This is a genomic window from Pseudomonas sp. MM213 (genome assembly GCF_020423045.1).
Lineage (GTDB): Bacteria > Pseudomonadota > Gammaproteobacteria > Pseudomonadales > Pseudomonadaceae > Aquipseudomonas > Aquipseudomonas migulae.
The window spans coordinates 1,656,944-1,669,206 of sequence record NZ_CP081943.1; the positions used below are offsets into that span (position 1 = coordinate 1,656,944).

The 12,263-nt window shown below is 60.5% G+C and carries 9 protein-coding genes and 1 pseudogene; 2 read left to right on the top strand and 8 right to left on the bottom strand.

The genetic code is table 11. From position 1 onward, the window contains the following. Window positions 1-6 precede the first annotated feature (6 nt). Window positions 7-1,251 (bottom strand): multidrug efflux RND transporter periplasmic adaptor subunit MexE, encoded by a 1,245-nt coding sequence (mexE, locus tag K5R88_RS07440; RefSeq protein ID WP_226299570.1) that lies wholly within the window; start codon window positions 1,249-1,251, stop codon window positions 7-9. A gap of 139 nt (window positions 1,252-1,390) precedes the next feature. Further along, complete coding sequence (locus K5R88_RS07445) at window positions 1,391-1,669, bottom strand: LysR family transcriptional regulator (RefSeq protein WP_008038901.1); 279 nt, start codon at window positions 1,667-1,669, stop codon at window positions 1,391-1,393. Window positions 1,670-1,841: 172 nt separating this feature from the next. On the opposite strand from K5R88_RS07445, the gene K5R88_RS07450 reads away from it, so the two are divergent. Further along, entirely contained in the window at window positions 1,842-2,429 is a 588-nt protein-coding gene (locus K5R88_RS07450) for a TetR/AcrR family transcriptional regulator (protein WP_207284494.1), read from the top strand. Between the two features lie 11 nt (window positions 2,430-2,440). On the opposite strand, the gene ydiJ is transcribed toward K5R88_RS07450, so the two are convergent. Next, window positions 2,441-5,464: a D-2-hydroxyglutarate dehydrogenase YdiJ gene (gene ydiJ, locus K5R88_RS07455; protein WP_226299571.1), complete on the bottom strand. Its 3,024-nt coding sequence runs from the start codon at window positions 5,462-5,464 to the stop codon at window positions 2,441-2,443. Between the two features lie 156 nt (window positions 5,465-5,620). Here ydiJ and K5R88_RS07460 point away from each other — a divergent pair, with 156 nt between their 5' ends. Further along, window positions 5,621-6,505 (top strand): LysR substrate-binding domain-containing protein, encoded by an 885-nt coding sequence (locus tag K5R88_RS07460; RefSeq protein ID WP_192228267.1) that lies wholly within the window; start codon window positions 5,621-5,623, stop codon window positions 6,503-6,505. Window positions 6,506-7,580: 1,075 nt separating this feature from the next. On the opposite strand, the pseudogene K5R88_RS07465 reads toward K5R88_RS07460, so the two are convergent. The 5 genes and pseudogenes from K5R88_RS07465 to K5R88_RS07485 all read right to left on the bottom strand — a co-directional run. Then, window positions 7,581-7,910 (bottom strand): annotated as a pseudogene (locus K5R88_RS07465) (metallophosphoesterase family protein); the annotation flags it as partial. A gap of 41 nt (window positions 7,911-7,951) precedes the next feature. Beyond that, on the bottom strand, window positions 7,952-9,076 hold the full coding sequence (locus tag K5R88_RS07470; protein ID WP_226299572.1) for an agmatine deiminase family protein: 1,125 nt from the start codon (window positions 9,074-9,076) through the stop codon (window positions 7,952-7,954). A 23-nt stretch (window positions 9,077-9,099) separates the two neighbouring features. After that, window positions 9,100-10,197: an extracellular solute-binding protein gene (locus tag K5R88_RS07475; protein ID WP_226299573.1), complete on the bottom strand. Its 1,098-nt coding sequence runs from the start codon at window positions 10,195-10,197 to the stop codon at window positions 9,100-9,102. Between the two features lies 1 nt (window position 10,198). Next, window positions 10,199-11,107: an N-carbamoylputrescine amidase gene (gene aguB, locus K5R88_RS07480; protein WP_226299574.1), complete on the bottom strand. Its 909-nt coding sequence runs from the start codon at window positions 11,105-11,107 to the stop codon at window positions 10,199-10,201. 4 nt (window positions 11,108-11,111) lie between these two features. Next, window positions 11,112-12,164 (bottom strand): agmatine deiminase family protein, encoded by a 1,053-nt coding sequence (locus K5R88_RS07485; RefSeq protein WP_008038940.1) that lies wholly within the window; start codon window positions 12,162-12,164, stop codon window positions 11,112-11,114. Window positions 12,165-12,263 lie beyond the last annotated feature (99 nt).

Genomic DNA, 12,263 nt, shown 5'->3' on the forward strand with positions numbered 1-12,263 from the left:
TGCTCCTTATCCGCGAGGTGCAGCGGCAGAATCCGCTTTCACCAGGGCAGGTGATTTAACGGCAGCCGGCTGATTGGAGGCTTCGATGGCCTGGCGCTGGCGAGCCAGTGTGGCGACGGTTTCCGGGCTGGCCATCGGCGCATCCTGCGGGTCGATCACCGCGCCGGGCCGCACGCGCTGCAAGCCGTTGATCACGATGCGATCTTCTTTCTGCAAGCCGCTGCGCACGATGCGCAAGCCTTCAAGCTTCGGCCCCAGATCGACGCTGCGATACACGGCTTTGTTGTCCTGATCGACCACCAGCACGAATTTTTTGCCGAGGTCGGTGCCCACCGCTTCGTCCTTGATCAACAGGCCGGGATAGGCGGCGCTGCCCACCAGTTTCAACCGGGCATACAGGCCGGGGGTGTACTGGCCGTCCGTGTTGTCGAACACCGCGCGACCACGGATAGTGCCGGTTTTCGGATTTACCTGGTTGTCGACGAAGTTCATCTGCCCGAGGTGGCTGTTGCCCTCCTCGTTCGACAGGCCCATGTACACCGGCGTGGCTTGACCGCGCTGACCCTGGCGGGAAAGCAGGCTGTACTTGAGGAACATGCGCTCGTCCGCATCGAAATAGGCGTAGACCTTGTCCGTGGAGACCACGCTGGTCAGCGCTGTAGTGTCGGCGGTCACGATGTTGCCGGCGGTGATTTCCGCACGGCTGACGCGGCCGGTGATCGGCGCGGTAACGCGGGTGAAGCTGAGGTTCAAACGCGCCAGATCCAGCTGCGCCTGAATGGCATCCACACCAGCCCGAGCTTCTTGCGCAGTGGTCGTGCGGGTGTCGGCGAGCTCTGCGGAGATCGCGTTGCTGCTCAATAGACGTTGGCCGCGCTGCGCTTCGTTGCCGGTGCGGACCAGGGTGGCGCGTGCCTGTTGCAACTGCGCCTCGATGCGATGCACCTCATGTTCGAACGGCCGTGGATCAATCTGGAACAGCAAGTCGCCCTTCTTCACCAACGCGCCATCGGTAAAGGCCACGCGTTCAATCTGGCCCGACACCCGTGGACGAACCTCTACGGTTTCCGGTGCTTCCAGGCGAGCGGTGACTTCATCCCACTCGGTGATGGGCTGCTCGAGCACTTTGGCGACGGTAACGTGCGGCGCCCCCGGAGCCTGTGCGGCGCTGGGTGTGCGTTCACACGCGGTAAGCATCAGCAGCGCCAACGCAGCCAGGGGATAACGCAAAGGTTTGAGTGACTGTTCCATGGGGTGTGTCCGCCAGACGGTTTGGGATTTTGCGGATTCTCGGCCTCGCGCGAGGTCACGACGAATCGAACGGAGTGAAGTTGGCTATCATCATTAATGATAGCCGTCATGTTTAAGGGCAAAAAAAGGGGCGACCCGGTTAACCCCTCTTGTGAGCGATTGCCGAACACACGCAATCCAGCGCCGGCCCCAGCGTCTGCGCCGCACTCAATGCCCGTGGAGTGGGCACCATTCGGCGACCGATGCGCTCGAACAAAGGGTCGTTGAACAACTTGCGCAAACGCACCAGCGCCGCGCTGATGGCGGGCTGGCCCAGCGACAGTTTCTCAGCGGTACGGGTGAGGTTTCGCTCCTGAATCAGCGTGTCGAATACCACCAGCAGATTCAGATCGATACTGTGCAGATCATTACGTTTCATGGGGCAGGTCCACGTAGAGATTTTTGACTTGAGCCACAGGCGGGGAATCCGCCAGACTTGAGTCGATACCGGAAAAGCCATTGCAGCGACTTTATATGACGTGCATCATCAATACCAGCCTCTCAGCACAGCTTTTCCCAAGCGATGCCGACCTGGCGACAGGAGCAGACTCATGAAAGTCACGAAAGACCAGGCCGCCGCAAACAAAGAGGCGATCCTCACGGCCGCGTCCCGGCTGTATCGGGAAAAGGGAATCGACGGCATCGGCATTGGTGAACTGTCGCGCTCCGTGGGCCTGACCCATGGCGGCTTTTACGGACAGTTTCCGGGCGGCAAGGAGCAGTTGGCTTCAGAAGCCGTCACCCGCACGTTCGAGTCCAATATCCAGGACTGGCGGGACGCCAAATCCATTCCCGAGCTCATCAAGGGTTACCTGACGCAAGGGCACCTGGATAACTGGACCGAGGGCTGCCCCATCCCGGCATTGGGCGCCGATGTTGCCCGCGCCGGCGGGACCGTCAGTAACTCCTTCACCAAAGGCGTCGAGCGTTTGATCGAAACGTTGATGGCGCTGGTCGAGGGGGAAAGTCACGAGGAAAAATACCAGGAATCGCTGCGCATCCTGTCATCGATAGCCGGGGCGATGTTGATTGCCAGGGCGTTGGACAACCCTGAGTTGTCCGGGCAGTTCCTGCAATCGGTGATCAGTGCCTGGCCTGCTGCTCCCGAGAAAGAAGAGCAGGCAGGCGTTCCGGACTGACGCCCTACTCTTCACTCAACGAGCACATGCTCCAACACCACCTCCAGCGGGTGACGCAGTTGCTTGCTGGCCAGGCGCTTGACCTGGCTGCGGCACGAATACCCCGTCGCCAGCGCTTCACCCGCCTTGTCCAGCTTGCCCGCCCATGACTGCTCGAAGATAGTCCGCGAGGTTTCCTGGTTACGCGCTTCATGGCCGTAGGTGCCCGACATGCCGCAACAGCCGGTTGCCTCGGTCACCAGCTTCAGCCCAAGCCTGGCAAACACGGTTTCCCATTGCGAGGTGCTGGCCGGGACGTTGGTCTTCTCGGTGCAGTGCGCCATCAAACGGAACGTCTGATCGGCGTGACGGGACCTTTCAGGCAACACATCAACCAGCCATTCCTGGGGCAGCAAGACTTTCGGGCAGCCGTCGAGGCCCGGCACTTTCTGATACTCCTGGCGATAGACCAGCGTCATCGCCGGGTCGAGGCCAACCAACGGCACGCCACAGTCGGCCAGGGCCTTGAGCTGATTGGCGTTGCGGATCGCCGCTTTGGCGAATGCACCGAGGAACCCCTGCACGTGCAAAGGCTTGCCGTTGGCACTGTAGGGCGCCAGAAACACGCGGTAGCCCAACTGATGCGCCAGCTGGATATAGCTCGCCAACAGCGGCGTTTCAAAGTAGCGGGTGAAGGCGTCCTGCACCAACACCACGCTTCGCTCACGTTGTGCGGCAGTCAGTTCGCGCAGGGCGGGCACGCTGGCGACAGCGACTTTGCAACGGGTCAACGTGTTCTGCAGGTCGAAGCGGTGGATCAGCGGACTGTCGAGCATGCCGACGTGTCGCTCCAGCAAACGACTCACCCATTTCGACCCCATCACCGCGTTGTACAGGCCCGGCGCGTACGCCATGTAGGGAATGGTGAACTCCAGCGAGCCGATCAGATAATCGCGCATCGGGCGTTGATAGCGACCGTGATACAGCTCGAGAAAACGCGAGCGGAATTCCGGGACATTGACCTTGACCGGGCATTGTCCCGCGCAGGATTTACAGGCCAGGCAGCCTGCCATGGCGTCGTACACCTCATGGGAGAAATCCGCCTCGCCGCGCGAGCGCGCCAGGTTGTTGTGCAGTCGCGCTGGCAACCCGCTCAACCACGTCAACTTGCCCCGGGCCGCTTGCAACACATCAATATTGGCCGCCCCTTGCAGGCGCAACCACTCGCGAATCAATGACGCCCTGCCCTTCGGCGAATGCTGGCGTTCCCGCGTGGCTTTCCACGACGGGCACATCGCATCGTTGGGGTCATAGTTGTAGCAAGCGCCGTTGCCGTTGCAGTGCACGGCGCTGCCGAAACTCTGCCACACGCGCTCGTCGATTTGCCGATCCAGATCACCGCGCAGCGTCACTTCGTTGACCTTGAGCAAGCCTTGGGCCGCATCGGGCGGGGTGCAGATTTTGCCGGGATTGAGCTGATTGTGCGGGTCGAACGCGCCCTTGAGCGATTGCAGCGCCGGGTACAGTTCGCCAAAAAAATCGGGGACGTATTCCGAGCGCAAACCCTTGCCGTGCTCGCCCCACAACAGCCCTCCATAACGCCGGGTCAGCTCGGCCACGGCATCGGAAATCGGCTTGACCAGCGCGGCCTGCTTCGGGTCTTTCATGTCCAGCGCAGGACGCACATGCAACACGCCGGCATCGACGTGGCCGAACATGCCGTAGGCCAGGCCATGACTGTCGAGCAATGCGCGGAACTCGGTGATGTAGTCGGCGAGTTTCTCAGGCGGTACGGCGGTGTCTTCAACAAACGGCTGCGGGCGGACTTCGCCTTCGACGTTGCCCAATAACCCGACAGAGCGTTTACGCATGGTGTAGACACGGGTCACCGCTTCAGCACCTTCGGCCAGCGTGTGGCCCAGCCGTTCGATCGTCGTATCGGCCTGCAAATGCGTCACGAACGACGCCACTCGAGCGTTCACCTCCGACAGGTCTTCGCCGCTGAATTCAACCAGGTTGATACCCAGCGTCGGGCGCTCGGCATCCGTCGGGAAATACTCGGCGACGCTGTGCCAGACGATGTCTTTCATCGCCAGCAGCAACACTTTGGAGTCCACGGTTTCGATGGACAGCGGCTTGTGCGCCAGCAACGCATTGGCATCGCGCAGCGCATCCATGAAGCTGCTGTAACGCACGTTCACCAGCACCGAATACTTGGGAATCGGCAGCACGTTGAGCTTGGCTTCGACGAGGTAACTCAACGAGCCTTCCGCACCGCACAGCACGCTATTGAGGTTGAAACGCCCCTGCTCGTCGCGCAGGTGCGCCAGGTCGTAACCGGTCAGGCAGCGATTGAGTTTGGGGAACACCGCCTCGATCAGCTCGGCCTGGGTTTCCTGGATCTGCCGTGCGGTGCGGTACACCTCGCCGATACGGCCGGGTTGCGCACATGCAGCTTCCAGCTGTGCGTCGGACAGCGGCTGGCTGTGCAGGCGCTCACCGCCGAGCAGTACGCTGTCCAGTTCCAGCACATGATCGCGGGTCTTGCCATAGGTGCAACTGCCCTGGCCGCTGGCGTCCGTGTTGATCATGCCGCCAACGGTGGCCCGGTTGGACGTCGACAGCTCCGGGGCGAAAAACAATCCATGAGGTTTTAGCGCGGCATTGAGCTGGTCTTTGACCACGCCCGCCTGCACCCGCACCCAACGTTCGGCGACGTTGATTTCGAGGATGGTGTTCATGTGTCGCGACAGGTCAACCACGATGCCGTCGGTCAACGACTGGCCGTTGGTGCCGGTGCCGCCGCCACGTGGGGTCAGCTTGATCTGGCGAAAGCGCGGTTCGGCCATCAATGTTGCGATGCGCACGATGTCGTCTGCATCCAGTGGGAACACCGCCGCTTGCGGCAGACGCTGGTAAATCGAGTTGTCGGTCGCCAGCACGGTGCGGGTGGCGTAGTCGGCACTGAGCTGTCCGCGGAAACCAGCGGCACGCAAGGCCTGGAGGAATTCCGGGTACTGTGCGGCGGGTGCAGCGGTAGGCAACTGGGCGATCATCGCTGGAAAATCTCTTGTAGGTCTAATCACGGAAATCAAAATACTTGTCGCCTGAGCATTAATAGGTCAGCCTCAGGTCGTCGGCTGAGCCAATGATCCTGCAGGTTCCGACGCCGAACAAACGGATAATCCTGCCGCTATCGATGACTTTTACGAATGAATTACCGCCATCTCACCCCGTCCATGTCCTTGCTGCTGGCTTTCGAAGCCGCCGCCCGGCATGAAAGCTATACCCGCGCCGCGCTGGAGCTGTCACTGACCCAGAGCGCCGTCAGCCGGCAAGTCCAGGCGCTGGAGCAGCAACTGGGCCTGACGCTGTTTCGTCGTGAAGGTCGGCAGGTGCAATTGACCGACGTCGGTCGTCTTTACCAGCGGGAAATGAGCGACGCACTCGGGCGCATCCGCAGCGCCACATTGCAGGCGCTGGCTTATCAGTCAGGCAGCGGCACCTTGCGCCTGGCCACATTGCCCACGTTCGGTTCGAAATGGTTATTGCCGCGCCTTCACGACTTCTACAAAACCCATCCTGGCATGCTGGTGCACATCAACTCCCGGATCGAGGCCATCGACTTCGAAACCAGTGGCATCGATGCCGCGATCGTCGTCGGCACGGCCGACTCGCCGGGCCTGATCAGCCATCGCCTGCATACGGAAGAGTTGATGGTGATCATTTCTCCAGAAGCGGCCGAGGCCCATGACGCCTGGACCCCGGAACGCATCGGCGGACAGACGCTGCTCAACGTCGCGAACAACGCCAACGTCTGGGGCGAGTGGTTCAGCCACCACGGCCTGCCCCATCGAATGATGCGGCTGGGGCCGAGTTTCGAACTCACTTCACACTTGATCCAGGCCGTGAGAGCGGGCATTGGTATCGGTCTGGTGCCGCGCATCCTGGTGACCGACGAGCTGGCCAACGGCGAGCTGATCAGCCTGGACCAACCCTTCGCCAGCCAGCGCAGTTACTACCTGACCTATCCACCGCGCAACGAAAGGCTGCCGTCGCTGATCGCGTTCCGTACCTGGTTGCTGGCGCAGATATGACGACGTCCGTGGATACACCGCGTCGTCTGCATCGCCAGCAAGCCGGCTCCTACAGTGCAGCGGCGCACACAAGACCCAGCCTCACCCAATCCCTGTAGGAGCCGGCTTGCTGGCGATGGTCGTTAACGATTAAGCGTATCTACAGGATAAACGCGGCGCCTGTGAGTCCATCGCCAGCAAGCTGGCTCCTACAGTGCAGCGGCGCACACAAGACCCAGCCTCACCCAAACCCTGTAGGAGCCGGCTTGCTGGCGATGGTCGTTAACGATTAAGCGTTTCTACAGAATAAACGCGGCGCCTGTGAGTCCATCGCCAGCAAGCCGGCTCCTACAGTGCAGCGGCGCACACAAGACCCAGCCTCACCCAATCCCTGTAGGAGCCGGCTTGCTGGCGATGGTCGTTAACGATTAAGTGTTTCTACAGAATAAACGCGGCGCCTGTGAGTCCATCGCCAGCAAGCTGGCTCCTACAGTGCAGCGGCGCACACAAGACCCAGCCTCACCCAATCCCTGTAGGAGCCGGCTTGCTGGCGATGGTCGTTAACGATTAAGTGTTTCTACAGAATAAACGCGGCGCCTGTGAGTCCATCGCTGGCAAGCCAGCTCCTACAGTGCAGCGGTGTCCACAAGACCAAGCCTCACCCAAACCCTGTAGGAGCCGGCTTGCTGGCGATGGTCGTTAACGATTAAGTGTTTCTACAGAATAAACGCGGCGCCTGTGAGTCCATCGCTGGCAAGCCAGCTCCTACAGTGCAGCGGTGTCCACAAGACCAAGCCTCACCCAAACCCTGTAGGAGCCGGCTTGCCGGCGATGGTCGTTAACGATTAAGCGCATCTACAGGGTAAACGCGGCGCCTGTGAATCCATCGCCAGCAAGCCGGCTCCTACAGTGCAGCGGTGTCCACAAGACCAAGCCTCACCCAAACCCTGTAGGAGCCGGCTTGCCGGCGATGATCGTTAACGATTAAGCGTTTCTACAGAATAAACGCGGCGCCTGTGAGTCCATCGCCAGCAAGCCGGCTCCTACAGTGCAGCGGTGTGCGCAAGACCGGGCCTCACCCAATCCCGTAATCGAGCCATTCGATGCACGGCTTGTGCGAATGGCCGGTGATCACCAGTTTGACCGTCGCATCAAGCACGGCCGGGACATCGGCAATGTCATGCACCAGCAACGCCTCCCACCCGTTGAGGTCGAAACGCAGGCAATCTGCAATATCCATTGCCCAGGAAGCATCAAGATCATTGTTCCCGCGCACGACGTGCAGTGGAGCGATTGCCCCCAGCTGCTCAAGGATTTCGGAGCTTCCGATGTCGCCCGCATGAATGATCCGCTCACACCCCTCCAAAGCCGCAAGGGCCTCAGGGCGGAGCAGTCCATGGGTATCGGAAATCACGCCAACCTTCATACAAAGCTCCCGACCAGGCTCAAGCAGTGGAGCATCGCAGACTAAACCAACGGCTGATGACTGGTCACACAATGTATGCCGCCACCCCCAGCGGAAATTGCGTCGATGTTCAGTTGCACCACCTCTCGATCCGGATAGAGCCCGGACAACAGATCAAAGGCTTTGGCATCTGCCACCTTGTCACCAAACTCCGGCGCAATCACCGCGTCGTTGATCACGAAGTAGTTGATATAGCCCGCTGCAAAGTCCGGGTTGCTGCGGTTGAACCTGCTCTTTCGTGGATTAAGCGGCGGCGACACGGTATGGACCTGCAGCTTGCGGCCATCGGCATCCGTGGCATTTTTCAGAATGTCCAGATGAGCCCGCGTGACTTTGTAATCGTATGACTCGGGGTCGTTGTCGAGGTTGGCGATCACCACGCCGGGCTTGACGAAACGGGCGTAGAAATCGACATGGGCATCGGTGATGTCCTTGCCCTTGATGCCCGGCAGCCAGATGATTTTGCGCAGGCCCAAGCGGGCTTTCAGTTCCTCCTCGACCTCGGCCTTGCTCCAGTCCGGGTTGCGATTTTTATTGATCCAGCTGCTCTCGGTCATGATCCCGGTGCCGTGACCATCCACTTCGATGCCGCCGCCCTCGCCTACCAGTTCGCTGCGCAGGTAACGCGCATCCGTGGCGTCGGCCACCTGTGCCGCCAGTTGCGCATCTTCGCTGTGCTGCTGTTTGTTGCCCCAGCCATTGAAGTTGAAATCCACGGCGCCAAGTACGCCCTTGTCATCAATGACGAAGTTGGCGCCGATGTCGCGCATCCAGATGTCGTCGAGCTCGGTGACGACGTAGGTGATGTTGCTCTTGCCGCAATGCTCTTCGGCCAGGCTCCGCTCGTGCTCGCGACAGAAAACGGTAACCGGTTCATGGCGGGCGATGGTGCGCGCAATCAGGCCAATGGCCGCTTGCACGTCGGCGGTGAAATCCTCCCAGATCGCCTCTTGCGCACCAAAAGCAATGAAGGCTTGCTCGTGGCGATCGCCCTCATCCGGCATGCGCCAACCGACTTGGGTGGCTGCGTGCGCGGACAAAGGCGCCAAGCCGAAACCGATGGAGGCGACCGCCCCCATCCCCGCCACGACCGAAACCTGCTTGATGAACTCGCGACGCGTCGACATGTATTGATCCTTGGAAAGTGAACTCATTTTGCGGTGGCCGTCTTGAACTTGGTCCAGGTGCGCATCCGCGCGCGCATATCGGATTGGGGGATGTCCTTGCCTGGAATCAGCCGCGCATAAGTGGCTTCATCAAGATAGATGTCCGGGTTGTTGCGCATTGTCGCATCGACGCTCGGCCGCGCCTTGGCGTTGGAGGTCGGGTAGCCGGTGAAGTTACTGATGTCGGCCATGTTCTGCGGGCGCATGACGAAGTTGATGAACTCATAAGCGTACTCCGGATGTTTCGCATCGACCGGAATCGCCATGGTGTCCATCCACACGGTGGTGCCTTCACGGGGGATGCGGTACTCGAATCGGGTGCTTTTGCCGGCGCTGTCTGACGTCCGTTGCGCCTGGGTCATGTCGCCGCTGTAACCGAGCGACACGCACAGGTTGCCGTTCACCAGATCGGTCACTGGCTGCGACTGGAACTTGCGAATGTGTGGCCGCAGTTTCATCAGCAATTCACTCGCCGCCGCGAGGTCTTCGGGCTTGGCGCTGCGCGGTTCCCGACCGAGGTAATTGAGCACCACGGCGAGCACTTCATCCGGTGAGTCGATCATCGAAATACCGCAGTCGGCAAATTTGCCGGCCAGCTCCGGCTTGAACAACATATCGAGGCTGTTGACCGGAGCATCGGGCAAGCGCTGTTTGATCTGCTCATCATTGTAGGTCAGGCCGATGGTGCCCCACGTGTAAGGCACGGTGGCCTGACTCGAGGTTTCATACTGCCGGCGCAGTTTCTGCAAACCGGGCTCGATGTCGTTCAGCGCGGTGAGTTTGCTGCGGTCCAGCGGCAGCAGGCTGCCGGCGCGCATCAAGCGTTCGGCCACCGTGTCGCCGGGGAAAATCAGGTCATAACCGCTGCCACCGGCGAGCATCTTGGCTTCCAGCGTTTCGCTGCCATCCATGACGTCATAGATCACTTTGATCCCGGTTTCAGCGGTGAATTTCGCCAGCGTGTCCTCGGCGAAATAATCGGCCCAGTTGTACAGCCTGAGGGTTTTCTCTTCGGCGTGCAGCGACGACGAGGCCAGTGCCAACCCCAAGGTGCCGAGCAACAACGTGTGCGCAATGCCCATATCAAACTCCTTGAGTGTTCCAGCGTGCATGAAGGTGACGACCGTCCTGGCTCAACAGCGCCCCGTACATCTCAGGGCGACGGTCGCGGTAGATGCCCCAGCTCAGGCGCTCTTCGCGCATGGCGCTCAAGTCCAGGCTGTGCACCAGCACGCCGGTGCTGTCACGGTCGGCCTCGGCGAGCAGTTTGCCCTTGTGATTGCAGATGAACGACGAGCCATAGAAGCCCATTTGCAAGGTCGTATCGGTGGTCGCCGCTTCTCGGCCGACGCGATTGGCGGCCACCACCGGCAGGATGTTCGCGGCCGCATGGCCACGCATGGTCATCTGCCAATGGTCACGGGAATCCAGCTCGGCGCAGCCAGGTTCAGAACCGATGGCGGTGGGAAACAGCAAGACTTCAGCGCCCATCAACGCCAGGCAACGCGCAGTCTCCGGGAACCACTGATCCCAGCAGATCCCCACGCCGAGGCGCCCGAACGCCGTGTCCCAGACCCGGAAACCGGTATCGCCGGGGCTGAAGTATTCCTTCTCCTGATAACCGATGGCGTTGGGGATGTGGGTCTTGCGATACACGCCCAACAAGCGCCCGTCGGCATCGGCCACGCTCAGAGAGTTGAAATAGGCATTGCCGGCCTTCTCGAACCAGCTCAGCGGCAACACCACGCCCAACTCCTTGGCCAACGCGGCAAAGCGTTTGAGTACACGGCTGTATTGATATTCCTCGGCCAGTGCCAAGTGTTTGTGGCTTTGCTCGATGCAGAAATACGGCGTGGCAAACAGCTCCTGCAACAGGATGACCTGAGCGCCCTTCGCCGCGGCCTCGCGAACCAACTGTTCGGCAAGGTCGAGGTTGTGCGGCAAGTCCCAGGTGCAGGGCATTTGGGTGGTAGCAATCGTCAATAGAGTCATGGCATCAACCCTTCACTGGCCAGGCAGGCTGTTGCTGGGTGATGCAATGCACCCCGCCGCCGCCATGGGCCAGATGGTTGATCCGCACCGGCACCACTTCACGCCCAGGGAACGCCTGAGCCAACACTTCGGCCGCTGCGTGGTCGGCATCGATGCCGTAGGCCGGCATGATGATCGCGTCGTTGGCGATGTAGAAATTGGTGTACGAGGCACAGAACACTTCCGCCTCAGTGTCCACCGCATCGGTGGCTTCATAGAGCTCGATCAGCTCGAACTTCCGGCCTTGGGCATCGGTGGCCAGTTCCAGCGCGCGGCGGTTTTCGCGAGCCACTTCGGCATACACCGACTGTTTGTCGTGTGTCGCGTCCACCAGCAACACGCCGGGGCGTGCGAATGCGCAGACGCCATCGACATGGCCGTCAGTCATGTCGCCGGTCACGTAGTCCGGATCACCCGGCAGCCAGATGGTTTTCTTCACGCCCAGCAGACGCGTGAAAATCTCCTCCATTTCAGTCTTGGTCATCCCGGGGTTGCGATTGGGATTGAGCAACACCGACTCGGTGGTGATCAGCGTGCCCTCGCCGTCGACATGGATCGCCCCGCCTTCGTTACTCAGCGGTGTGCCGAAGCACGGCAAGCCCAAGTGATTGAGTGCACGGCGCGCCAGGCCTTCATCCAGATCGTGCGCCGACTTGCCGCCCCACGCATTGAAACGCCAGCTCACACCGGCCAGCCCTTGTTGCGGGTGGCAAACGAAGCTTGGGCCGGAGTCGCGGCACCAACTGTCGTTCACCGCCAACTCGATCAGTTCGATGTTCGGACCACAAAGCGCCTTGGCACTCGCGACAGCAGACGGATCAACGACCATTTTCACCGGTTCGAAACGAGCGATGGCGTTGGCTACCCCGGCGAAATCCTTTTGCACTTGTGCGAGGGTGACGCGCCAACCCGACTCCCAGAGTGCCTGATTGTGTGGCCAGACCATCCAGGTCGCTGCGTGCTTTACCCATTCTGCCGGCATCAACCAGCCGCTGTTCTGAAGTTCGTTCTGCTGCATGACAATCGCCCTTGAGTTAAGTCATTGTGTTCAATGAAAATGACCTTTTCGGTCCTGGCATGCATGCTACGGCTGTAAAAACGGGCTAACAAACGATGG